This is a genomic window from Flavobacterium notoginsengisoli, from assembly GCF_014207905.1.
Taxonomy (GTDB): Bacteria; Bacteroidota; Bacteroidia; order Flavobacteriales; family Flavobacteriaceae; genus Flavobacterium; species Flavobacterium notoginsengisoli_A.
In genome coordinates this window covers 20,293-45,219 of the sequence record NZ_JACHLB010000004.1, presented here as the reverse complement: position 1 = coordinate 45,219, position 24,927 = coordinate 20,293, and the positions used below count along the sequence as shown (strand labels likewise).

Below are 24,927 nucleotides of genomic sequence, written 5' to 3'. Positions count from 1 at the left end.
AATAGAGTATAAATGAAAGTCAAAATTCAATTATTAATCGCGGTTGCGGCGATATTCTCACTTGTAAGCTGTGGGCAAAAAAGCAATGCAAGCGAAAACGGAGCCAAAACTGAACAGGCAGAAGGAGCAAAAGAAGAAGGACATGGTGAGGAAGAAGCTGCGGTAATTGCCGTATTAACCCAGGATCAGATTAAAGCTGTTGGGATAACACTGGGAACTATTGAGAGCAAAAATCTAACTGCTGCAATAAAAGCCAACGGGGCTTTGAGAGTTCCTAATAATAATAAAGCAAATGCTACATCATTATATGGTGGAGTAATTAAAACCCTAAAGGTACAGCTGGGAGACCATGTACGCAAAGGGCAGGTTATAGCAACTATTGAGAATCCGCAGTTTATCCAGCAGCAGGAAGAATACATTACAATCAACAGCAGAATTATCAACGCAGAGCAGGAACTGCAGCGCCAGCGAGATCTTCAGGCAGGAAATGCAGGAGCACTAAAAAACCTGCAAAATGCAACTGCAGAAGTAAATGCGCTTCGTGCACGCAAAGCGTCACTGCAGAAACAGATCCAGCTTATGGGAATCAATCCGGCGACTGTATCTGCGTCGAATTTAAGGTCGGCATTAACAGTTACAAGTCCGGTTACTGGTACAGTAAGTGCCGAATTTGCTAAAATTGGAAGCTACGTGGATGTTTCTTCTCCTGTTGTGGAGATTGTTGACAATCAGCTGATCCACTTAGACCTTCAGGTGTTTGAGAAAGATCTGCCTATGATAAAGGTAGGGCAGATCGTAAACTTTACACTGACTAACAATCCTACTGCTTCTTATACGGCAAAGGTTTTTAATATTGGTTCTTCTTTTGAAAATGAAAGCAAGACTGTGGCAGTTCACTGTACTGTTACAGGGAACAAAACAGGACTTATTGATGGAATGAATATTACAGCAATGGTTAGTGTTGGTACAGCTCTTACAACTGCAGTTCCAAATGATGCCATTGCAGAGGCAGACGGTAAATTCTACATCTTTGTTAAAACAGATAAAAAACCTGAAGAGCACGAAGAAGCAGAAGGCGGGGAAGGAGCCGAAGCTGGCGAAAAGCATAGCCCGGAAGAGGAAAAGAAAATTGCTGCAACAAGCATGAACTTCGAAAAAGTCGAGGTTAATAAGGGTGTTTCAGAGGTTGGATACACTGCGGTGACCCCTGTTAAGGAAATACCTGCAGGAACGCCAATTGTGACCAAGGGCACTTTTTTCGTCAATGCCAAACTAAGTAATTCGGGAGAGCACGAACACTAGAAATATCAAGAATTTATTGCAGGCTCCTGTTTGACATTGATTAACTATGAATGTAAAGAATTACCCCCTTACTTCTTTAATTGCTAGTTCTCGATTCAGGGCCTGCATCAATTTAAAGTACTTTTTATAATAGCAATACGTACGTATTTAATTGTTAAAAATTAAACCAATTAGCTGAGGTTAAAAATAAGCTTCGTAAATTTACTAGAGTAGGTGCCGAATGCAAATATTTCCGGTTTTCTTTTTAAAGTGAAAATTTATATGAAAAAAGTAACAGAAGCCGTCTTTGAAAGTAAAAAGATACGTCTCACAACGATGCGTATCCTAATCTATGAATATCTGGAAACCGTTACGGCTGCGCTATCTCTGGCAGAAATTGAGAAATTTTTTCATAAGGCAGATAAAGTAACAATTTACAGGACTCTTCAGACATTTCAGGAGAAAGGCTTGGTTCATAAAATCCTTGACGAAAATGTCGTTAAGTACAAACTTTGCGCGGACTCTTGCGGTGAAGATTACCACAATGACAGACACCTTCACTTTTACTGTAAAAAGTGCAATGAGACAACCTGCAGAGATGAAATTATTCTGCCCAAAAGCTTGGAAGAAAGTTTTCAAATTGATGAGGTGCAGATATTAGTAAAAGGAATATGTGAGAAATGCCTAAAATCAGTTTAGATAAAAGAATAATTAGGAGTAGAGAATTTAAAGAGAAATTGTTGAATTTTTATTACCAAATTAAATGTTGTTAGATAAAAAAATATCAGTTATATATTTTCTTAAACAGATTAAGTCTCAGATAATTCTCATTGTGGTATTTGCAGTGGCAATAGGCCTTCTGGATATGATGCCTGTATTCAAGGAGATAGCCCTCCCCCTTAGTATTCCTGCTTTGGTGGGAACTGTAGTTTCACTGCTGCTTGCCTTTAGGACAGCCCAATCCTATGAGAGATGGTGGGAAGCAAGAACGGTGTGGGGAGCGATAGTGAATGATTCCCGCACTTTGATCAGACAGGTAACGCAGTTCACTTCAAAAGATAATAAACAAATTGCAGATCAATTTACGGAAAGACAGATTATCTGGGTTTATGCCCTTGGTGAAGCGCTTCGCAGAAAGCCTTTTTCCCCAAAGGTTTTGACCTATCTTAATTTTCATAAGATAAATGGAGGCAATATTCCAAATGCACTTCTTGACAAACATTCCGATGATATTGCCCTTCTGGAACAGAAGGGAATCATTTCAGATTTTAAACAGGTGCAGTTAAATGAGACGCTTGCCAGATTATGTGACAGCATGGGTAAATGTGAGCGAATTAAAAACACCGTTTTTCCTAAATCTTACAGTCTTCTGGTACATACCCTGATATATGTTTTTGCTGCCATACTTCCTTTCGGGCTTGAAGATTCCCAACTGGCAGTAGAAGTCCTTATCACAATCCTGATTCCCCTGTTGTTCATTTCAATTGAGAAAACTGCAATTATCATGCAGGATCCATTTGAAAATACACCAGTCGACACGCCGATGACTTCACTTGCCCAGACCATTGAGATCAATCTTCTTGAAATGACAGGTGCGCAGGAAATTCCTGTAAAACCTAAGAATAATGAGTATTTCGAGATGTAAATTATTATTAATCTAAAATTAGCCTGCTATGGATATCGAGTTTGAACTGCTGCTTTCTGCCAAATTACTGCTTGCTGTTATTCTTGGGGGAATTATTGGTCTTGAAAGGGAACGCGAGCAACAGAATTCGGGAGTAAGAACCTTTGCCTGCATATGTGTCGCGTCGTGCCTTTTCGTCTCGATTTCGGCGCATTTGACCGCCGATAAATCGGCAATTGCCAGAATGCTGGCTGCAATTGCGACAGGACTTGGATTCATAGGTGCAGGACTAATTTTCAGGGATGATAAAAATCTGCCTAAAGGACTCACTACCGCATCTGGTCTGTGGACCACATCGGCAGTGGGAATGGCTATTGCACTTAACATGTTTGTCATTGCTGTGGCGGCGACCCTTATAATACTGCTTATTTTCACCATAAATCAGTTTCCATGGTACAGAAGATTAGTAGACAGATTGATTAAGAGTAAAAAGAGGACTAACTGAACCAATGTATTTCCTTTTATAGGTATCACAATCTTATGGACAACGATACCGTATTTTTTAACCTTATAAATTAAAATAACATGGAACACAAACATAAATATGATAAAGACGGAAAGCAAATCTGCTGTACTCAGACAGAGAAAGTGTATGTTAAGGCAGGTGCAAAGGAATTGCTGAAGGGCCATAGTGAAAATGACGGCCATAATCACGCGCACACTAAAGACGACGGACACAACCATGCCCATAGTGATGATGACGGACACGACCACAGCAATGTAGAAGGAGGTCCTTTCAAAATGTTCCTTCCTTCCATCATTTCGCTGGTTATGCTGCTTCTGGCGATTGCTTTTGACAACTGGATAAAACTGCCTTGGTTTTCGGGTGCGGTCAGGTTTGTATGGTATCTTGTTGCCTACCTTATTGTCGGTTTTCCGGTAATCAAGGATGCTTTTAAAAGTATCACAAAAGGCGAAGTATTCTCAGAATTCCTGCTTATGAGTATAGCTACAGTAGGAGCATTCATTATTAAAGAATACCCCGAAGGTGTCGCCGTTATGCTTTTTTATGCAGTAGGAGAGGTATTCCAGACACTTGCCGTTTCCAGAGCGCAGAGAAATATCAAAAGCCTTTTGGACCAGAGGCCTGATGAAGTGACTATACTTGTTGACGGAAAGCCTAAAACGGTAAAAGCGGAAGAAGCTGGCATTGGTGATATTATCCAATTAAAACCAGGTGAAAAATTAGGGCTTGACGGAGAACTGTTAACAGACGGTGCATCTTTTAATACTGCTGCACTTACCGGAGAGAGCAAGCCTGATACCAAATCAAAAGGAGAGACGGTTCTGGCAGGAATGATCAATTTAAATGTTGCGGCACAGGTAAAAGTCACTGCAGCTTATACAGAAAGCAAACTGAGCCGAATACTGGAGCTTGTTCAGAATGCGACAGCCCAAAAAGCGCCTACAGAGCTTTTTATAAGACGATTTGCAAAAGTTTATACGCCGATTGTTGTTTTTCTGGCTATAGGCATCTGTCTGCTGCCTTACTTCTTTGTAGACAATTATGACTTTAACAGCTGGCTTTACAGAGCCCTTGTATTTCTTGTTATTTCCTGTCCTTGTGCACTGGTGATTTCAATACCCCTTGGTTATTTTGGTGGAATCGGTGCAGCAAGCCGAAACGGCATATTATTCAAGGGAAGTAATTTCCTGGATGTAATGGCTTCGATCCAGAACGTGGTCATGGATAAAACAGGTACTATGACCGAGGGGGTCTTTAAGGTTCAGGAAACGGTTTTCAAACCGGAGTTTGATAAGGACGAAATTTTAAGAATGGTCAATGCTGTGGAGAGCCAGAGCTCTCATCCTGTTGCCACTGCAATCCATGAATTTGTTGGTGAAGTTGACAGTTCCATTAAGCTGGAAAGCACCGAAGAGATTGCAGGCCACGGACTGAAAGCTGTAATCAACGGCAAAGAACTGCTTGCAGGTAATTTCAAGCTTATGGATAAGTTCTCCATCAGTTATGATGTTGATCCCGCTTCTATAGTTTATACTACAATTGCAGTAAGCTACGACAAAAAATATGTCGGTTATATAACAATAGCCGATAGTATTAAGGAAGACTCACAGCTGACAATCGATCTTCTTCATAAGCTGAACATTAAAGCAACAATGCTGAGCGGTGATAAGGGCAGTGTCGTAAAATTTGTTGCTGATAAATTGGGAATCGACAATGCTTACGGAGACCTATTGCCTGAAGATAAGGTAAACAAAGTCAAGGAAATCAAGGCGCAGTATGGAACTGTAGCCTTTGTCGGCGACGGAGTGAATGATGCCCCTGTTGTTGCTTTGAGTGATGCCGGAATCGCGATGGGGGGACTTGGAAGTGATGCGACTATTGAAACGGCAGATGTTGTTATTCAGGATGATAAACCGTCCAAAATACCAATGGCAATAAATATTGGCAAGCAGACAAAGAAAATCGTCTGGCAGAATATTACACTTGCATTTGTTGTCAAAGGTATAGTCCTCATTCTGGGAGCCGGCGGACTTGCCACGATGTGGGAAGCGGTATTTGCCGATGTTGGTGTATCGCTTATTGCGATCTTAAACGCGGTACGCATTCAGAAAATGAAATTCTAAGAAAAGAAAGGCAAGAGTTTCTAAATTCTACATTTTAAAAATCCTAATTTTTTTGCTGCCGGCCAAATGAAATCCTTAACCGGATATTCAGTTGGTCAGGACAGCAAGGTCTAGGCTTGCCTAATTTCAATGGGTCTAATCTTTTAAAAAGCAACCTGCAGACGTAAAATGCTACATATTAAACAGACAGTTTTACCGGTAGCTGCCATTGCACGATAGCTAATGCTACAGGTTTAAAACTCTCATTTTGAATTTTACTGGAAATGAAAAAAAGGAATAAAAAATATTATCCAAATGTGCAGAAAACAGGAAGAATGCAGAAGGGAAAGCCTGTAAAAAAGAAAAATAAATTTTCCGTTGTAAATATTGGAAAGACTATTATTCTTGTAATTCTGGGACTTGCTATGGTTGTTGGAATTATCATCAGAGCCCGGCATTTTATTTTGTATCACCTGATGAGTAAGCCAGAGGAGAAAACTATCAAAACGATACCCGCCAAAGAGGGCAAACCCAATACTTTGAAAAAAAATGGAAGCGACTAAAATTAAAGCAGAAAAGGTTAAATAGTTAATTCCCGGCCGCAGTTTCTACAGGACTGTGACAATTTTTATTTTAGAATATCATTTACAAAACTGTCTGTTTTATTGACCTAAGACAAATTGAATATGAAAAGAAATGTAAATATTTCGGGTCTGGTTCTTCAAATTCTTCAGGATAACAGAGGAAGATTATTTAAGCTTGATGAGCTGGTCCAGATTATTTATCCCTCAGACGGAAAAGGGCAGGAGAAGGAAAATCAAGCAATTATCCTAGATATCCTTATATTTTTGGACGATCAGAAAATGCTTGTATTGGATTTTGAAACCGATGAAAGTTCAATACCTTTATAATTGTCCATTACACAAATACGGGAGGCAGGAATTGTATTTTCAATTCTGGCTGTTTGAGAAAAATATTTCCTAGATAACCTTCCCCGTAGGGAAGGAAAATCTGAAAAATCCAAACTAAATCTTTATACGAGCACATTGAGCGCTCCTGGAATTACTGAAATTTTGCAGAAATTGGTTTTAAGGTTATAGTGTTCCCCGTCTATCTGTGCATCGGTATAGATTTTCAGGGGCATTTCTATCCTTAGGTTCTGCACCTGATGGTGCTGGGCTTTTGCAAATCTACCGACAGTTCCCTGCAGGACATGAAATCCTAAAGCGATTTTCTCTGTAAAGGATAATTCCGGAATTAAAATCAGATCCAGTAATCCGTCCGTCAGCATTGCATTAGGTGTAAGACTCATACCGTATCCCATTTCATTTGAGTTGGAAATAAATATCATGAACGTTTTTAGGTTGATGATTTTATCATCAAATGAAATTACAGCCGGCTGCGTCCTGTACTCAAAACTGGAAAGAATCGCGGCCTTAATGTAAGAATAGAGTTTTCGGCCCGAAGAATGTTCATATTTCTTTATAATCATTGCATCAATGCCGATTCCGGTATTGCTGAAAAAGTAATTCTGATTGATCTTTCCTGCGTCAATGAGTATTTTGTTTCCGTTTTTAATAATTTCCAGAGATTTCTTAAGATCCCGAGGTATGTTCAGGTGCGAGGCCAGGCCATTTCCTGAGCCCACCGGTATGATTCCAAGTTTTATATTGGTTCCCAAAAGGCAGGAGGCTACTTCATTGATCGTACCGTCCCCTCCGCAGGCCACAATAATGTCCGGGTGCTTCGATGCTGCTTTTTTGGCAAGTTCAATAGCATGTTTCTTGTTTAAGGTATAGTCTGCCTTTATTTTATATTTTTCAGGCTCGAAGAACTGCTTGATGAAAAACTCGGAAAGATGATGTTTTCCTCCGCCTGAAACGGGATTGATTATGAAATGTATATAGATCATTATTACTTCAAAAGTTTGTTTGTAAATAGATAATCTGCCGACTGATACCATGCAATGGTCTCCTGTAGAAAAGATTTATCCATAGGAATTTTGACAAGGCTGTTGTCAGTTTTGTTCCAGTCATAGAAGGCCTGTTTTTTCTGATCGGAAAGAATCATTACTTTTTCTTTTTTCATCAGCGCCAGCTTGCGGTATGTTCCCAAAAACGCGCGCTGTTCAAAGTCTGAAGCAAGGACGTCCTTTCCAAAGAAATCAGATTCGTAATGCCAGTTGAATAATGAAAACACCGTCGGCCAGAGGTCGATCTGAGAACATTGTTTCTGAATTTTTTGATTGTGCTTTTCAGGCATATTGACAATAAATGCGGGAATATGATAGTTGGCGACATCTATTTCGTCTTTACCGGCACTGCTTGCGCAATGATCTGCGATGATTATAAAAACGGTGTTTTTGTACCAAGGCTTGGTACGTGCCTTGTCAAAAAGCTGCTTCAATGCGTAATCGGTATATTTTACGGCCCCTTCGCGGCTTGTGCCTGAGGGAATGTCGATTTTTCCTGACGGATAGGTAAAAGGCCTGTGATTGGAGGTGGTCATGACAAAATTGAAGAAAGGTTTCCCATCCTTATACTGCTTGTCGGCAACGGTGATCATTTTATTGAAAATATCTTCATCGCAGATTCCCCATGCATTTTCAAACGTTACTTCCTTATCGGGAATATTGTTACGGACTGTTTTGATCTTATCGCTGAGAACGCTTCCGCGCCCCCTGTCATATATCGTGAATCCATTGCCCCCGAAATATGAATTCATATTATCAAAATACCCGTCCCCGCCATAAAAAAAGTTGCAGTCATAAGACTTTGATTTAAAAACATTACTGACTGTATACAGGTTCTGGTTATCTGGTCTTTTTACTATTGACTGTCCCGGTGTTGGGGGAATGCACAGCGTAACAGCTTCCATTCCTCTTACGGTTCTGGTTCCTGTGGCATATAAATCATTAAAGAAGATGCTTTTCTGAGCCAGACTGTCCAAAAAGGGAGTTATGTTTTCTTTATTTCCAAACTCCTTGAGGAAGCTTCCGCTGAAACTCTCCATCAGGACAAAGACAACATTTTTACGCTGCAGTGCAGACTGGCTGTCCCTGATGCTTCTGTGAATAGAGTAGCCCGTAGTAGTGAAAGTTGTAGTCGAATCTTTTAATTTATTTTTGACTATCCCAAAGGCATTGTCATTGTCAATCGAGGTATAGAAATCAGGGTATTTCATCTGATTATTTCTAAATGCCGCAAAAAAGGAGTAGATGCCTGATTTGGATATTTCCGAATTATATCTGTTGGAAGACCATTCCGCATGGTTGTTTGAAATAAAAGAAGTAAAAAACAAGGCAGCCGCCAGGGATATTCCCAGTACTGCCAGCCTAAGCCTTATATCAGAAGTAGATGAGAAAGTCTGCTTGAAGGCACCGCTTCTAAAAAATAAGTACAATACCATCAGCGAGAAAAAAAGTACCCCTGTAATAAGTGCGGGAAGAGGGTAGGACTGCTGGATATTGGCAACTACCTCATGGGTGTATATGAGATAATCGACAGCAATAAAATTAAAACGTGTCTTGAACTCATCCCAGAATGTCAGCTCGGCAAAAAAGGTAAATACCAAGATGAATATATTTAAGGATGTAAAAAAAGTAATTACTATTCGATCAGCAATAGAACCGGCCCATTTATCAGGCATAAATGTATAAAAAAGTATTCCAGGCAGTGATATGAAAATAATGGTGCCGGTATCAAAAAATAGACCTGTTAAAAGTGTTCTCAGCACATCTGTAATATTCCATGAAACTTGATCATACTGCCAGATAAAAAAAACAATTCTCAAGATTTGTGAAACGATTAAAAACCAGATCATAAAATGAACCAGCAGTGCGTACCTGCCGGTTCTCAAAGACAATTTACTCATAAACTTATTAATAACGCAACAAAGTTTACAACCCAATTTTGTAGTAATCCTGAATTTTGGTTTTTATTAAGAAATTCTGTAATTATTTGTAATAAAATTCATCTTTTTTGATGTAGTCCGGATATATGTTTTATCCTGTCTATGGATATGAAACTGATTTTCAGAAATGAATGCTGAATGAATGAAAATTATTGTAAAAGGAATAATTGACTTTCCAGCCGTTAAGTTCAGTAATCTTTTTTATGATCGAAAGTCCAAGTCCGTTTCCATTCGAAGAGGATCCGCTGTTAAAAAAACGATTAAAAAGTTTGTCGATAGGAAGTGGCTTATCGTCTCCTGTATTCAATACCTGCAGTTCGTTTTCCATTATCCTTATGATGATGTTGCCTTCACTGCGATTATGTCTTATGGCATTAAGCAGAAGGTTGTTAATTAAAATTTCAGTAAGGATAAGATTTCCGCTAATCTGCAGCTTTTCAGGAGCCTGAACATTTATTGCTATATTTTTAAGTTCAGCCTGTTCGGTAAAAAAATTAAGGTGTTTTTCAATATGATTGTTAATCGATATTGTATTTTTTTCCAGATAAATTTCGTGTTCAATTTTGGAGAGAAGCAGTAGGTTTTTGTTCAATCGGTTTAACTTGACCACATCCCTGCTTAATGATCCCAAAACCTGTGTTTGTTCCTTGTTGAGTTTCATCTGAAACAAAACATCGATTTTGTTCTGAAACAAAGCAAGTGGTGTCTGGAGTTCATGCGCAGCATTCTCAACAAATTCACGCTGGCTCTTATAAATAGCCGTATTCTTCTCAATGAGTGCCTCCAAGCTTTTATTTAGGCGGTCAAACTCATCGATGTCAGTTTCCACAAAATGCGGAGGTTTGTTTTTATCGATTTCAAATTCATGAATCTGATCCAGTGTGTTATAGAAGGGCCTCCAGCGTTTGGATGCCGTCTTCTTTGAAAGCCATACAATGCCAATAAAAAGTATTATAATTATGAAAGTAAACATGCCGGCAATACTGTACACAAGACGTTCCATTTCCAGAAGATGTATTTTTTCTGTGTATGTGTATTTCCTGCCTGCAATTTCTACAGGCGCGTAAATAATTCGGAACGGTTCTTTTTCTTCTGCAATCGGGTCCTCGATTGTTGTCCCTACAATAGAGTCCTTAGTAAGTCCCATGTCCGGCAGAATGGTAAAGTGCAGATTGAATCTGTTCCAGGTTTTGATATCGTCGGATGTGAAGTTCTTACTGCTCTGGTTAACAAAGGCATTTTTGTGCTGCTGGAGCACTTCTTCTGTTTCATAAATATACAGCCACTGGCTTACATAATAGAAAATGGGCGCACATATGAAAAGGATAACGGCTGCCAAGGCAAGGAAATCGCGTGTTGTTTTATGCAGTAATTTATTTTTGTTCATTTTTCCCATTTATATCCTTCACCGTAGATTGTTTTAATGTAGTCTCCAGATCCGGCTTTAGCCAATTTCTTTTTTAGATTCTTGATATGCGCGTATATAAAATCGTGGCTGTCCAGCATATCGGCCATATCTCCTGAAAGATGTTCTGCGATCGCCGCCTTGGAGAGTACTTTATCGGTATTACCTATTAGAAACAAAAGCAAGTTGAGTTCTTTTCTGGTGAGATCGAGTTTTTTACCTTTTACCACTACAGTTTTGGTAAAAACCTCAATTACAATCTCATTGAAAACAATAGAGTTGCTTCCTTTAAAATTTCTTCGTCTTACAAGTGCCTGCATTCGGACAAGCAGTTCAGCTAGATGGAAAGGTTTGGTAAGGTAATCGTCAGCACCAAGGCTGAAGCCTTCGATACGTGTTTCCAGATTTTCTTTCGCTGAGATTATAATAACACCATCAGTTTTATCTTTTTTTCGAAGTTCTTTTAGAATATCAAAACCATTGCCGTCAGGAAGTGTCAAGTCCAGAAGAATACAATCATAATCATAATTGTCAATTTTGTAAGCGGCCTCGATGTAATTATGTACAGTTTCACACTGGACTCCATTTTCCTTGAAATAACTTTTTATGCTTTCAGCAATCTGTTGCTCATCCTCGATAATTAAAATTTTCATGCTGGAAATTAAATTAACTTAATGACTTATGCGTCTATAAATTTAAGAAATTAAGCCCAGAGATTCTGTGTAAAAACTAAATTTAAAAAATTGGCACGTCATTTTTTATTAACTTGTAAAATTACAATTCGATTTTGAATTAATTCTGAATTTTCAAAATGTATTATTTCTGTGGACTATAGTATCGAATCAGTTTATATAAATTATGCTTTACCACTGGAAAATTTAAAATTGTTAAGTCCCCAGAATGATAGAATTGAAGAAAAATAAAAGATTAACCTATACTAAAGTCATGCGAAGGATTGTTTTTTGAGTTGTCTCTGTTTTGATCAAAAGGAAATTGGCTTTTAGAAAGATTTAGTTAAAAAGATTACTGTTTAACCAGATTCACTTTAGCAGCATTTTTTGTTCTGTTGGATTGGTGGACACGGCACACTTCCAAAACTACAATAAACACAGCAGTCTCCTTGATTTGGCTTAAGAGTTTGTTTGCAGTTTTCACATTCGTAGAAAAATTGGCATGCATCTGTCGGCATTGTTTCTTCTTTGCTGTGGGAGCAAAGAGGGCAGGTTATTATAGATTGTAGAACGATTTTCATTTTATTTTTTGTTAGTTACTGTATAGCCTGTTGAATTAATTGCTTTTTCAATTTCGGCAATTGTGATTTTGGAATTATCAAATTCTACAACAGCATTACCATTGGTATAATTTGCATCTGAATTTATTATTCCTTCTAATTTGTTTACTTCATGATTCACATGTTTTTCACAGCTGGCACAAGTCATTCCGCTGATTCTAAACTCAGCTTTTTGAGTGCTGGTTTCTTTCGCGACCAAGATTTTCTTTTCTGTATTTGGATAAAAAATGTTTGAGTAGTATGGAAACGAAAGCATAAGGAATGTAAATACTGTAATAATTCCTAGAAACATTTTTGAATTAACGAATTTCGGCTTTTCTTCTAAATCGCAGTTACAGTCTATCGGCTTTTTAGTTTTCAGCTTTTGATACCAAGCAAAACCAATAATTAAAACCGTCAGGCCGATGAAATAAGGCCTCATTGGTTCAAGCCATGAAAAAGCAGAAGCAATCCCGCTTGTTCCGGCAACTAATGCTAATATGGGCGTAATGCAGCACAATGAAGCAGCTACTGCTGTGAAAAATCCAGCTCCGATCATTTTATTCTCTGTTTTCATATTTTCTCTAAAATTTCGAAGAAAGGTCTTAGCATTTTTTCATACTCCTTTGTTAATGAATAGAAAATGGTCTGCGCTTCCCGTTTAGTTTCAATAAGTTTTCTGTCTTTTAGTTTCCGTAAGTGCTGTGAAATTGCAGAAATACTCATGTCAAGAATATCACTTATGTCACAAACACAGAGCTGTTTTTCTTCATAAAGCAAAAAAAGAATTCTTAATCTCACATTGTTGCCAGCCAATTCAAGCCCACTTGATAAATAGTCAAATGAGGCATTGAGTTCTGATACTCTGTCTTTACAGCGGATTATTTGTTTTATATCTGCCTGTTGCCGTATACAAGTTATATCTTCCATAATGCAAATTTATACTTTTTGCTTATTTAAGCAAATGCTAAAATACAAAACATTTGAATTAAATTTATGAATATTCCTGCGCATAAAAAAAGGCAACTTTTTGAGTTGTCTTTTAAGCATTAGGGTGAAAAAAAACTTTTTGCAATCCTTCAGAGCACAAGTTCCAGAATCGTCATGACAGCAATGCGTTGAACATTTCTCATATTTCTACTAAGCAGCTTTTGCAGATACCTGCTTTGTAAAATGCTTCTTTCTGAACCAGAATGCAAGATTTACCAGTGCAATAAGAGCAGGCACTTCTACCAGAGGACCTATAACACCTGCGAAAGCCTGGCCGCTGTTTATTCCAAACACTCCGATTGCCACAGCAATGGCAAGTTCAAAATTATTCCCAGTTGCTGTAAATGCTATAGATGTTGCTTTTGAATAGTCTGCCCCAAAATATTTACCAGTGAAAAAGCTGATGACAAACATCAAAGTAAAATAAATCACAAGCGGTATTGCAATACGCACAACATCCATAGGGATCTGAACAATAAGTTCCCCTTTCAGGCTGAACATTACAATGATCGTAAAGAGAAGTGAAATAAGAGTAATCGGCGAGATAAAAGGCACATACTTAGTTTCGAACCATTCAGAACCTTTTAAAGCTATCAAAGTGTAACGGCTTATGATTCCCAATGCAAAAGGAATACCTAGATAGATACCGACACTCTCAGCAATCTGTGCTATGCTGATGTTCACCTCAAAACCATCATATCCAAAATAGGGAGGGAGAATGGTTATAAAAATATAAGCGTACACACTGTAAAGCAGCACCTGAAAAATACTGTTAAGGGCAATAAGTCCTGCTGCATATTCACGGTTTCCGTCTGCCAGATCGTTCCATACCACAACCATTGCGATACAGCGTGCCAGACCGATCAGGATCACCCCGATCATGTATTCAGGATATCCGCTTAAAAACAGGAGCGCCAATAAAAACATCAAAACAGGGCCTACAATCCAGTTCAGAAATAAAGAGGCACCTAAGACTTTTGTGTTTTTGAAAACCTGTCCCATCTGCTCGTATTTTACTTTTGCCAGAGGCGGGTACATCATCAGGATAAGTCCTATTGCCAATGGAATGTTTGTTGTTCCGCTGGAGAAAGAATTGATGAAATCTCCGCTGGAAGGAATAAAGTATCCTATTGCCACACCTATAGCCATAGAAAGGAAAATCCAAAGGGTCAAGAAGCGGTCAAGGAAGCCTAGTTTTTTGCGTCCGACGGCTGGTGCACAGTTATTTGCTGACATTTTATTTTTTTATTTGTGAGAATACGTAAAACATTTCAGTTCCTATCTGCAGGCTTCGCTCCAGATAAGTTTCCTTCTGCTGGGGCGTTCCGTCGGAAATTTTTGGATCTACAAAAGTAATTGGGATCCTTTTCTCTGCGCCAGCTATAAACGGGCATCCGCCGTCAGCCTGCGAGCAGGTCATTATTGCGGCGAATCCGCTTTCAGGATTGAAATCATCATCATAGGTTTTAGAAAAACCTATAACGGGAAGTTCATCAGCTGAATATTTTATTGAATAAACAGGGTTTGATCCCTTTGAAAGCGTTTTGATATTGAATCCTGAATCCTTCAAAGTCTCCGCTGCCATCGGGAAAAGGGCAGTAGCCTCGGTTCCTCCTGAATAGCATGAAACGTTTCTGATGCCGTAATAGGCAGCGGCAGTCTGCGCCCAAACCTGCGATAAGTGGCTTCTTCTGGAATTGTGCGTGCAGATTAGGTTCAGTCTGGTTTCCAGCTTACTGTCCACTTTGGTCTGAATGAAGTCGATTAATGGCTGCAGGACTGCTTTGCGCTCTTCTGAAATCTGCTTAAAATCAAATGATTTAACTGTATTCTCAATTTGTGGATATAACATAGTTTTTGGCTAATAGTTTATGGTTAATGATTAGCAGCATCCTCCGCCTGGAGTGCATGAAGAACCGCTATCAGAATTTAACTGAGATAATTTTACTTTAGGCTTGTCTGAAGGAATACCGCACTGCTCCTGAGCAAGGCAGGCTGTCTGCTTGTTAAGCAGAGTGAAATTTTTACCGTTAAAATCCAAATCGTATTTGCCGATAGTGGTGTTCTGGTATTCCACTTCAATTTCATTGTCTTCAATTCCCAATACTTTTTCTGAAAGCTCAATGATGTGGATCAGCTTCTGAGGCTTAAGCCTGTGCTCGTAGTCGTTGGCATCCCAAAGCTGGAAGTTTACAACAGTCTCTTTTCTTACTGTTCCTCCGCAGTCGATGAAGTTTTTGGTAACAAGACCCACTTCTGTTACGTGGAAATATTCCGGTACAAATGTTCCGTCCGGCAGTTCAAAATTTACAGCTTCTACTGTTTTAAGCACTTCTTTAATTTCTGAAAGTTTCATAATTTCTTATATTTAGTTATACTATATTTTTATTAAATAATAAGGGAGCTTCTTCTTTCAAGAAGCGCAGTATCTCTCCAGGTACCATTTTGTTTTCCGATTTTCTCCCTTGTTCCAAGTATCCTGAAACCTGCTTTTTCATGAATGCGGAGACTTGCCGTGTTCTCAGGAAAGATCCCTGCCTGAAGCGTCCAGATTCCTTCTGCTTCGCTTTGTCTGACAAGTTCATTTAAAAGGGTTAGCCCGATTCCTTTTCCTGAATGTGCGGGATCCACATATACGCTTACTTCTGCTACCCCTGCATAAACGCAGCGGGAAGAAACAGGGGTAAGGGCAGCCCAGCCAATCACCTTGCCATCTTCCTGCATTGTAATTCTGCAGGATGCCAGATGTGAATTGTCCCAGTCTTCCCATGAAGGGGCGCTGGTCTGGAAAGTGGCATTGCCGGTATCTATCCCTTTTTGGTAAATTATTTTTACCTGATCCCAATCTTTGGCCGAAAGTTTTCTGATTTCCATATCCTTTTAAATTAACAGCATTCGCTTTTCTTTTTGGCAAGATGATCTGATATGTGCTGAAAGAAACCTTTTATTTTTTCAAGTCCAGGTTCATTGATGCAGTAGCAGATAGAATTTCCTTCGATGCTCCCTTTAATCAAGCCTGCATTTTTCAATTCTTTCAAATGCTGTGAAACCGTCGGCTGTGAAAGGGGAAGTTCATTTACAATATCCCCGCAGATGCAGGCATCTACTTTTAATAAATATTCCATAATTGCAATACGCGCAGGATGGCCTAGTGCTTTGGCTAAAACAGCCAGCTCGTTCTGGCTTTCTGTAAAGTGATCTGTTTTTGTTGCTCCCATCGTTTTATATTTATATTGCAATATTACGATATAAAATTTAATTATCATGCAGTTGAATAAGAAAATTTTCTAAAAGTGCGTTTGTGTGTTTTGCAACATATTGTATATCATATATATATGAAATAAAAAAGACCTTGGAATACCACTCCAAGGTCTCTGAAAATATGGCAATCTTTAGGCGTAATTCCGTAGTCCGAAAAATTGACTGCCACTGTATTTCGCTTTAAATTTTTATCTTTATTCCTGCATTCACAACAAATCCGTCCAGAGGAGCATAGATATCTTTGAAAACAGGATTTGAAATAGGACCTGTATATATGCTTCCAAATTTAGTTTGCCGGGTATCAGTAAAATTTTCAAAATTGGCATAAAGGGAAAAATTTTCCCAAAGCCTTTCTGCCATAAAGCCAAAAATCCAGTAAGCTGTTCCGGTCGTGCCATCACTTAATTTTTGATTGCTGTAATAGTAAGCTTCTAAACCAACTTTCCATTTATCTTCAACTTCATACATTAAAACATTATTTAATCTGTGTTTTGCGGTAAGAGGATTTTCGGATTTTACTCCATTTGCATTTATAGAAGCATCAGTGAAGGTATACCCCAGAAATAATTTAAAATCTTTATATCCTAATTTCACATTTGTTTCAGTTCCTTTAGTATCCAAATATCCATTAACATTTGCAAACTGATAAAGGTCATCAGGAAGAGAATTTAATATAAGAGGATTATCAACATTCGTGTAGAAAAATAACTGATTCCATGATAAGGAAAGGTCATTGGTAATTTTAGTTTTATAGTTTATATCAAAGTTAACACCGTAGCTTTTTTCAAGTTTATTGAAATCGCTGTTAATAGGCAATACATTTCGATATTGGATGCGTTCGCTTTCTTCTGTAAAAATCGTTGGTGTTTTGTAGCCTAGGCCTCCTCCAATTCTGGATGTAAGCTTAGAATTGAATTTAAATAATGCCGAAATTCTCGGAAGGAGAGAATATCCGTAATCAATTACATAATCACTTCTGAGGCCTGTTTCAATTTCCAGCCATTCTTTTGCTTTTATGGTGTTCTGAAGGAAAGCCCCATATGTTATCTGATTATAATTTCTTAACGGAAAAGCGGTTGGACTGTTTTCAGTAAAGCTGTCCGTATATAAATTTACACCAGCAGCCCATTGAGCAATTTTGCCGTTTTTAGAATAACTGATTTCAGAAAAGGTACTATTCTGCAGACCATCAAATACATAATCAGGAATGGTGATGACACGGCTGAAATTATTAAAACTGTTTTTAATTGTAACCGATTCCTGCTCATTAAATTTATGTGTCAGGGAAAATTGCGTGCTTATTCTCTGTGTTTTATTCTTTTCGAAATAACTGTCAGGATATTTACTTTGATCTTTGATGTACTCAATATTTCCGCCTAAACGGTTTTCAAAAACGGTATTGATGCCGAAATTAAGTTTGGTATTTTCATTAAAATTGACAAAAAGTTTAGGGTTAAAATTAAAACGCTCAAATTTAGGAATAGCTGTAAGCTGTATATGAGCGGGATCATAAGGAGCGTTGCGATCGTGGGAAGCAAAGACAGTTAATCCAATTTTATCAAACTGCTGAGAATAAAATCCATTTATATCCAGTCCAAGAGCTGAAGTTCCATTAATTAAAAATCGCAGCTCCCTTTCTTCGGTCGGGGTTTTAGAAACAAGATTTACTAAACCAGCGATTGCTCCTCCACCGTAAAGAGTAGAGGCGGAACCTTTGATTATTTCAACCTGCTTTAAATCTAATGGAGGAGTCTGCAGTAACCCAAGTCCGCTTGACGCGCCAGAGTATAAAGGAAAACCGTCTTTTAGAATCTGGGTATATCTTCCGTCTAAGCCTTGAATCCTGATGGAAGAATTTCCTGAAGTTGCAGAAGTCTGCTGGGTCTGAATTCCGGTACTTTCATTAAGCATCATACGAATGTCTCCGGGTTTCATATTGGCTTTTTCTTCCAGCTCTTCTCCGGCAATGAATTCAACTCTGGTTGGAATATTGCTGATGGTTCTGGTACCTCTTGTTGAAGTAACAATAATTTCTTCCATTTCTTCAGCCTCTTCTTCCTCGCTCTGCAATTTTATTTCTATAAGACTGACAGTTGAAGGTACTTTAAAAAGCGTTTTATTTGGGGCAAATCCTTCTATTGAAATGGATAATGTGTAATCTCCATCTTTTAAATTTTCAATAATGATGTTGCCATCATTACCAGATGAGATAACGGAATTGGTTTCTTCAATTTTTGCTGAAGCACCTTTTACAGCTTCATTATTATCAGCATTCTTTATATGAAAAGTAATTTTATTCTGTGCCTGCGCAGTGCCAATAGATGTTATTGCCACAATCAGTAAAATATATTTGAGCATTTAGATTTTTCTTAATGGTTAATAGACATAATAGCCTTACATGATTAAAGAATCATGCAAAATAACACTGTTTTTAGACTAAGAAATTTTGGGAGGCTGCCAGATTTTGCAGATGAATGAAGAATCAACAAATTTATTGTAAGTTGGTGTTGGCGAAACATCGTGCAGAATAAATTCTAATTTTTCAGTAATAACTGCAGAGTTAAAATTTATTGTAAACCCCACACAAGTCCCGCAGGAATAAAAGGGGGAGCATTTTCCATTGCAGTCATTACCGCAGTCATGTGAATCATTACCGCAGTTTTTCTCTACTGCGCATTTTGAGTGTTTCACTAATGCAGAGCATGGTACTGTTGAAAGGAACAGTACTATAAACGATATTATTGTTGCCAATGCTTTCACACTGCGAATTTAAATATAAATTATGATTAAAAATGTATTTTTATTATAGTCATTCTCCAAGCAAATGCATTAAAAAATACTTTAATTTAAGTGCTTTTTTTTAAGTGTCTTTAAATTTAGGGCATTAAAATTATACGAGACCATAAGATAGCTCCAAAGAGCCAGCTTATTTTCATCTTGTATTTTTGGCAGGTACTGCATAGCCCCTGATGACTTATAAAATGAAAAGGCATAATTTATTTCTATTTCTCTGACAGGCATGTATTTTATTGAAAAATCATTTTCAAACCCAAGAAACTTTGACATTTCCTGACCTGAATTATTTAAAAGGGGATATTGGGTGTAAAATAAGTGAAAATCGGAGCGAAGTGTTAATTTATTGTTTAGCGGAATTGTTGTAAACAAATAAGGATTTACCAACCCTTTTCCATTAACATCATTTGGAAAACGTGTAAATACATTCATGTTTCCATTGAATTTCCATGTAACCCCATACAATACATCAAAATCCCCAGACCTGCTGCTAGACAATTTAGATTTGCTTCCGCTAATTATTTCAGCACCTAAACGCCAGGTAGATTTTAACAGCGACAATTTAATCTCAGGCTGAAAATAGTACGCCAATAATTTTTGACCTTTAACATTACGGCCAAACTGCAGATAGGAATTTAGGGTATAATACCATTGCTTATTTCTAAAATCTATCCGGCCACCCATCGTTGCACGAGTATATAGTTGCTGCGAATTTGCGTTCTCTAAAAAATCAACTGCATTTAATGAGTTAAATGAAAATCCTTTACTAGTATTGTAAATAAGGCTATTTGCCAGCAGATATTTATATTTATTGGAAGCTACAGGTGAATAGGCCGGCTCAAATCCAGTATTGTAATCTCTGGTAAATAAAAAGAAAAAGTCATTAGAGAGATGTTTTGAATATTTCATTATTCGGATTCCTTCATGAGCTCTTCCTTGCTGTGCCCAGGGCGCATCAGAGAACAGTCTGCCATTATCTAATAAAATGCTTTGCCTTCCTAATCGTACATTTAACGATTTAAATTTAGTTTCAAAATACAACTGAGAAAAATTGATGCTTTCTACTTTGGAGGCCCTGTTGTTTTGGTCCCAAAGATGAATTTCCTGCAAATCAGATTTTATTAGCCATTTTTCTCTTGCATACTGCATAGAAAACCTATTTCTCTGCGTGATGTAAAAATAAGGATCGGCAGAGTCGTTTGGAGGCAGTACATAATTTGAAGTGTACTCGGCTCGTGGCCTTATTTCTATGTTCATTAAAAACTGCTGAGATATGGTGTCTTTTTCCTGAGCACTTAATTGAATGATAAATAAAAAGAGAAAAAACAGTAGGTGTTTTTTTTGCTGCCGTTTTAATTATCATACTTCTTATATCCTATAGAATTAGTATGTAAAAGTAATAATTGTAATTTTATTTCCAATATTCTTTCTCAATGTCTTATTGTTAATTTACTAAGTATTTTGTTAAAATAATTTTTAAAGATTGTTTTAATTCTTGAAGCGGCATATTTAAAGCATACTATCACAAATCCTCATCTTACTATAAAAAGAAGGATCTGTTTTATAGTCTAATAAAAGAATGCCAATCTTTAATTTAAGATTGGCATTCTTTAATTGATAAATAAAGTTGTGATATCAGCGGCACCTTCTAATGATCGAGTGTCGGTTTAATCCATTGTAATGTATATTTTTATATTCTAATCAGACAACATTAATAATTTAAAATAAAACCGGCGCCAAAGCCCATATCGCTGTCATAGTGGGAAGAAAGAGAACCCCATCTGGTGATTATATACCGTAGTCCTGCCATATATTCCTTGTCGGTGTTCCACATCAAATTCATTCTTAGCCTTTTGGAAACTGGAATGTCCTTACGTTCAAACTGTAATCTGACTTTACCGTCCGTAAAAACTTCAGCCTGTGCAACTATTAGCATGGGAAGGGTGTAATTGACCCCTAAACTTGCTACGGCACGTTTATCTTTAGTATTGTTTTGTCCAAAAAGGTTTCTTTCTTGTACATCTTCTCCCATTTTTCGATATCTCCAGTCAAATCCGACAAATGGCATTAACCATTGCATTTTTCCAATATATCGTCCAATATGCGTCTCGGTTTCATAACCATGCATCTCATTATATCCTAATCTCCATTCGGTTCCAATACTCCAGCGCGTACTTTGATACATTGCTTCACCATCATTTCCATTGGTTGCAAAGTCGTTCTCTGCCATAAAATGGAATTTTCTGTCATCGGCAAATAATTTTCGTTGTGCTAATTTAGGATCTGGTATTTCAGGATTGGCAGGTTGATTTTCATAGGTAAAAACCCTTCCCATTCCGCTCATCATATGGTACAAAATATGACAGTGAAAAAACCAGTCTCCCTCTACATTGGCATTAAACTCCAAAGTATCGGTTTCCATCGGCATTATATCAATCACATTTTTTAATGGTGCATATTCTCCCTGTCCGTTAAGGACCCTGAAATCATGCCCATGCAGGTGCATTGGATGGCGCATCATAGAATTATTATGCAAAATGATTCGTACATTTTCACCTTTTTTGATTAATATTTTATCTGATTCAGAAACTACTTTATTGTCCAGACTCCATACATATCGATTCATATTACCGGTCAGCTCAAATTTTAATTCTTTTACCGGGGCATTTTCAGGAAGTGTTGTTTTGGTTGGGGATTTTAGCATTGCATAGTTCAGGGTGGTAATATCTGAAAGCGCATTGGCGTCGTATTGTTCGGCACCCATTTTCATACCGTCCATCTCCATATTTTTTTTTGGTTTTAGCGCACCAGTAATTTCAGGATACATTACTACATTCATATCCATTTTATTGAGGCTCATGCTCATTCCCATATCATCCAGATCACCATTCATTTTCATCATGCCATTCATCATTTTCATTCCTTCAAAGTATTTGAGTTTAGGCAGTGGTGCTGCGAGTTGTTTAATTCCGCCGCCAATGTACAGGGAGGTAGATTTTGTTCGGTCCTCTGATGTTGCCAAAAATTCATAAGCGGTTTTATCTGCAGGTATGGTTACAATTATATCATAGGTTTCAGAAACTGCAATAATTAAACGATCTACATCAACCGGCTCTACGTCATTGCCGTCATTGGCAACAACTGTAATTTTTCCACCAGCGTAGGTCAGCCAGAAATAGGTTGATGCACCGCCATTGGCAACTCGCAGCCGGACTTTATCACCTGCTTTAAATTGGGAAAGCTGACTTTCACTTTTTCCATTAATCAAAAATTTGTCGTAATATACATCACTGACATCCATGGCATTCATACGTTTCCATTCATTTTTAATTTTGTCCTTAAAATATCCTTGTCTTACCGCTTCTGCATAGCTTTGCGTTGTTCCTTTCTTAATAGCAAACCAGTCTGATGCATTATGCAGCAGACGGTGTACATTTTCAGGTTTCATATCTGTCCATTCGCTCAGTACTATCGGAACAGTCGGCAGATCATCTATTCCTTTTCGGAAAGTTGGAGCATCGGTTTTTTTATTCATAATAAAAGAACCGTACATGCCAATTTGTTCTTGAAGTTCAGTGTGGCTGTGGTACCAGTGTGTGCCATGCTGAATAATAGGAAAAGTATACAGATGTGTCGTGTGCGGCTTAATTGGCATTTGTGTCAAGTTTGGCACACCATCATACTTATTGGGTAAGAATAAACCGTGCCAGTGCAGAGAAGTGTCTTCATTGAGTTCATTATGGACATAGATTTCAGCAATATCCCCTTCTGTGAAGGTCAGGGTAGGCATGGGTATTTGCCCATTAACAGCTATAGCTCTTTTGGGTTTTCCTGTAAAATTTACAATGGTATCTCTTACATAAAGATCATACCGGACTACACGAGGCTGTGGGTTATTTTCTCCAGCTGCTTTTTGAGTGTTTATATCATTGCTGCTGCCCTTTACTGGCGCTTCCTGTTGGCTGGCTTGCTTTTTGGAAACCTGTTTTTCATTGTCCTTATGGGATGATGCTTCTTTTTGTTTTTTTGTTTTTTCCGGTACTAGTTTCATGCCGCATTTTGGACAGTTTCCCGGTTTGGATTCGTGAATTTCAGGATGCATGGGACAGGTGTAAGTAGAAGACTTTGACTCTTCTGTGGGCTGTTTTTTATCCATCTCCATTCCTTTCATATCCTGGGCTTGGATTATGGCAGGGAAAATTATAACGATGAGCATTGTCAGTATATTTTTCATCTTTCTTTTTTTACAGATTGTCATTCTATTATTTTTTTTCCATTTCATTCAATTTGGCTTTCATTTGTGCAATTTCTGCTTGTTGCGCTTTTATAATGTTTTTTGCCAGCTGGCTTGTTTCCGGATCCTGAAGAACAGTTTTTTGGGCCATCAGTATTGCCGCTGCATGGTGTGGTATCATTGATTTTAAGAATTGTTTGTCATCAACTGCTGCTTGCTGTCTGATGCAGGAAAAAAAAATTACTAGAGCAAGACTCCCAGCGGCAAGTATTACTTTGTTCCACATTTTATTCATATACATAGTGCGCATTACTATAATCTCTATAATGAGCATTGGCATAGTCATAAGTGCTGCCATGTAAAACTGATTTAGATTGGGAATTGCATTAGCAAATACATCAACCATCGAATACATCAGCACATACATGGAAATAAATGATAGTACTGCCATAAGGGCTAATTTTTTGTACATTTCTAAGTTTAACTCTTCTGAATGCTTAGTTGTGTGTTCGGTTTTCATGATTTTTTATTTAAAGGTTATTTAAATTCATCGATTTACCCTGAACAAAGAAAGCTTAGAGATAGTAGCTTAAGAAGGTACAGGGGACATTATTTATGCTCTTAATATATCAATAAGGCTTACTTAATTATTTTTAGCTAACAACTCCAATTCTGCGACCTGGTTTTTCAATTTCTCCACACTTTTCATTTTTTTCTGTTCTGCAATAGCTAATGCTTTCTTGGCAGCTTCTACGGCACCAGAATAGTCTTTTAGTTCTACAGATAGTTTTTGCCTTAAAGTTGGATAATAAAAATTCTCAGGATCAAGTTTTTCTGCCTCCATCAGCCAGGATATTGCCTGGGTATTGGCTCTCCCGGTTATGGAATAATAATTTGCTGCCTGAAACAGCAAAGCGGCATTTTGACTTTTCTCCCTAACGAGATGTTTATCTATCAAGGCTAGTATTTCTTGGTCAGCTTTGCTTTTGATTGGAATTTTAACCAGGGTATTTTCCCATGCTATCTTCAGGGAACCTTCGCCTTTGCTGTTAATGTCATTTAATTCTATAGTAAATGTCTCATAGAAGTTATCCGTTTTTTCTGCTGGAACTACAAAACGCATGATGTCCTTTTTTTCATCATAGCCTGTATCCCCGTGCAAGGCAGTATCAGTATTTATAATGATGGTCCACTGATTTTCTGATGGAATTGAGAATATAGAATAGGTGCCTGCTTTTAAAATAGTATCTCCAAAAGTGATATCTTCATTGGTGCTTATTGTTGTACAATCGCTGGCACCTGTGCGCCAGAGTTTGCCAAAGGGCACCAGTTCACCAAATATTTTCCGCCCTCTGACTAAAGGCCTGCTGTAAGCCATTTTGATTGTTGAACTTCCGATCTCTTGTTGAAAAGAGGCTGACGGACTTGCGGGAGGGAGTTTAATTTGAACTTTTTCCTGTGCAGAAAGAGATAATGATTGCAGGAGAATAAAGCTTATTAGAATTATTTTTTTCATAGAATTTTTAATT

25 protein-coding genes are annotated in these 24,927 nt (G+C 37.9%); 7 read left to right on the top strand and 18 right to left on the bottom strand.

From position 1 onward, the window contains the following. The first annotated feature begins 12 nt into the window (after window positions 1-12). The 7 genes from HNP35_RS13040 (at window position 13) to HNP35_RS13010 (ending at window position 6,444) form a co-directional block, all read left to right on the top strand. Window positions 13-1,302 carry an efflux RND transporter periplasmic adaptor subunit gene (locus tag HNP35_RS13040; protein WP_115887015.1) on the top strand — a complete coding sequence of 430 codons (1,290 nt, stop codon included), beginning with the start codon at window positions 13-15 and terminating at the stop codon, window positions 1,300-1,302. A 261-nt stretch (window positions 1,303-1,563) separates the two neighbouring features. Further along, window positions 1,564-1,980, top strand: coding sequence for a Fur family transcriptional regulator (locus HNP35_RS13035; protein WP_115887016.1), 417 nt, complete (start codon window positions 1,564-1,566; stop codon window positions 1,978-1,980). Between the two features lie 64 nt (window positions 1,981-2,044). Continuing rightward, a complete protein-coding gene (locus HNP35_RS13030) occupies window positions 2,045-2,926 on the top strand; it encodes a bestrophin family protein (RefSeq protein WP_115887017.1) in 882 nt (293 codons plus the stop codon). 28 nt (window positions 2,927-2,954) lie between these two features. Then, complete coding sequence (locus HNP35_RS13025) at window positions 2,955-3,410, top strand: MgtC/SapB family protein (protein ID WP_115887018.1); 456 nt, start codon at window positions 2,955-2,957, stop codon at window positions 3,408-3,410. 80 nt (window positions 3,411-3,490) lie between these two features. Further along, window positions 3,491-5,554, top strand: a complete 2,064-nt coding sequence (locus tag HNP35_RS13020; RefSeq protein WP_115887019.1) for a heavy metal translocating P-type ATPase — start codon at window positions 3,491-3,493, stop codon at window positions 5,552-5,554. Window positions 5,555-5,817: 263 nt separating this feature from the next. Beyond that, a complete protein-coding gene (locus HNP35_RS13015) occupies window positions 5,818-6,096 on the top strand; it encodes a hypothetical protein (RefSeq protein WP_115887020.1) in 279 nt (92 codons plus the stop codon). 123 nt (window positions 6,097-6,219) lie between these two features. Then, the gene (locus tag HNP35_RS13010) at window positions 6,220-6,444 is read left to right on the top strand and encodes a hypothetical protein (RefSeq protein ID WP_115887021.1); all 225 of its coding nucleotides are present in this window, start codon (window positions 6,220-6,222) and stop codon (window positions 6,442-6,444) included. A gap of 122 nt (window positions 6,445-6,566) precedes the next feature. Here the strand turns inward: HNP35_RS13010 and HNP35_RS13005 are convergent, their stop codons facing one another. The 18 genes from HNP35_RS13005 to HNP35_RS12930 form a co-directional block, all read right to left on the bottom strand. Next, window positions 6,567-7,445, bottom strand: coding sequence for a diacylglycerol/lipid kinase family protein (locus HNP35_RS13005; protein WP_184162634.1), 879 nt, complete (start codon window positions 7,443-7,445; stop codon window positions 6,567-6,569). A 2-nt stretch (window positions 7,446-7,447) separates the two neighbouring features. Next, window positions 7,448-9,406 (bottom strand): LTA synthase family protein, encoded by a 1,959-nt coding sequence (locus HNP35_RS13000; protein ID WP_115887023.1) that lies wholly within the window; start codon window positions 9,404-9,406, stop codon window positions 7,448-7,450. Window positions 9,407-9,566: 160 nt separating this feature from the next. Next, on the bottom strand, window positions 9,567-10,832 hold the full coding sequence (locus HNP35_RS12995) for a sensor histidine kinase (protein ID WP_223678184.1): 1,266 nt from the start codon (window positions 10,830-10,832) through the stop codon (window positions 9,567-9,569). After that, the gene (locus HNP35_RS12990) at window positions 10,829-11,503 is read right to left on the bottom strand and encodes a response regulator transcription factor (protein ID WP_115887025.1); all 675 of its coding nucleotides are present in this window, start codon (window positions 11,501-11,503) and stop codon (window positions 10,829-10,831) included. The genes HNP35_RS12995 and HNP35_RS12990 overlap by 4 nt, the downstream gene beginning before the upstream one ends. A 392-nt stretch (window positions 11,504-11,895) precedes the next feature. Beyond that, window positions 11,896-12,102 (bottom strand): GDCCVxC domain-containing (seleno)protein, encoded by a 207-nt coding sequence (locus HNP35_RS23810; protein WP_115887026.1) that lies wholly within the window; start codon window positions 12,100-12,102, stop codon window positions 11,896-11,898. A 1-nt stretch (window position 12,103) separates the two neighbouring features. Further along, on the bottom strand, window positions 12,104-12,697 hold the full coding sequence (merTP, locus tag HNP35_RS12985) for a mercuric transport protein MerTP (RefSeq protein ID WP_115887027.1): 594 nt from the start codon (window positions 12,695-12,697) through the stop codon (window positions 12,104-12,106). Continuing rightward, on the bottom strand, window positions 12,694-13,050 hold the full coding sequence (locus tag HNP35_RS12980; RefSeq protein WP_115887028.1) for an ArsR/SmtB family transcription factor: 357 nt from the start codon (window positions 13,048-13,050) through the stop codon (window positions 12,694-12,696). The genes merTP and HNP35_RS12980 overlap by 4 nt, the downstream gene beginning before the upstream one ends. A 210-nt stretch (window positions 13,051-13,260) precedes the next feature. After that, window positions 13,261-14,346, bottom strand: a complete 1,086-nt coding sequence (arsB, locus tag HNP35_RS12975) for an ACR3 family arsenite efflux transporter (RefSeq protein WP_115887029.1) — start codon at window positions 14,344-14,346, stop codon at window positions 13,261-13,263. Window position 14,347: 1 nt separating this feature from the next. Beyond that, window positions 14,348-14,962 carry a low molecular weight phosphatase family protein gene (locus HNP35_RS12970; protein ID WP_115887030.1) on the bottom strand — a complete coding sequence of 205 codons (615 nt, stop codon included), beginning with the start codon at window positions 14,960-14,962 and terminating at the stop codon, window positions 14,348-14,350. 30 nt (window positions 14,963-14,992) lie between these two features. After that, a complete protein-coding gene (locus HNP35_RS12965; RefSeq protein WP_115887031.1) occupies window positions 14,993-15,466 on the bottom strand; it encodes a DUF6428 family protein in 474 nt (157 codons plus the stop codon). Window positions 15,467-15,498: 32 nt separating this feature from the next. Further along, window positions 15,499-15,984 carry a GNAT family N-acetyltransferase gene (locus HNP35_RS12960; RefSeq protein WP_115887032.1) on the bottom strand — a complete coding sequence of 162 codons (486 nt, stop codon included), beginning with the start codon at window positions 15,982-15,984 and terminating at the stop codon, window positions 15,499-15,501. Window positions 15,985-15,995: 11 nt separating this feature from the next. After that, window positions 15,996-16,328 (bottom strand): ArsR/SmtB family transcription factor, encoded by a 333-nt coding sequence (locus tag HNP35_RS12955; RefSeq protein ID WP_115887033.1) that lies wholly within the window; start codon window positions 16,326-16,328, stop codon window positions 15,996-15,998. A gap of 223 nt (window positions 16,329-16,551) precedes the next feature. Beyond that, on the bottom strand, window positions 16,552-18,729 hold the full coding sequence (locus HNP35_RS12950; protein WP_115887034.1) for a TonB-dependent receptor: 2,178 nt from the start codon (window positions 18,727-18,729) through the stop codon (window positions 16,552-16,554). Window positions 18,730-18,807: 78 nt separating this feature from the next. Beyond that, window positions 18,808-19,131, bottom strand: a complete 324-nt coding sequence (locus HNP35_RS23965; protein ID WP_115887035.1) for a DUF6660 family protein — start codon at window positions 19,129-19,131, stop codon at window positions 18,808-18,810. An 81-nt stretch (window positions 19,132-19,212) separates the two neighbouring features. Beyond that, window positions 19,213-20,421, bottom strand: a complete 1,209-nt coding sequence (locus HNP35_RS12945) for a hypothetical protein (protein WP_144213033.1) — start codon at window positions 20,419-20,421, stop codon at window positions 19,213-19,215. A gap of 454 nt (window positions 20,422-20,875) precedes the next feature. Continuing rightward, complete coding sequence (locus HNP35_RS12940) at window positions 20,876-23,398, bottom strand: multicopper oxidase domain-containing protein (RefSeq protein WP_115887343.1); 2,523 nt, start codon at window positions 23,396-23,398, stop codon at window positions 20,876-20,878. Between the two features lie 28 nt (window positions 23,399-23,426). Continuing rightward, window positions 23,427-23,918, bottom strand: coding sequence for a DUF305 domain-containing protein (locus HNP35_RS12935; RefSeq protein WP_115887037.1), 492 nt, complete (start codon window positions 23,916-23,918; stop codon window positions 23,427-23,429). Between the two features lie 123 nt (window positions 23,919-24,041). After that, window positions 24,042-24,914 carry a DUF2911 domain-containing protein gene (locus HNP35_RS12930; protein ID WP_115887038.1) on the bottom strand — a complete coding sequence of 291 codons (873 nt, stop codon included), beginning with the start codon at window positions 24,912-24,914 and terminating at the stop codon, window positions 24,042-24,044. Window positions 24,915-24,927 lie beyond the last annotated feature (13 nt).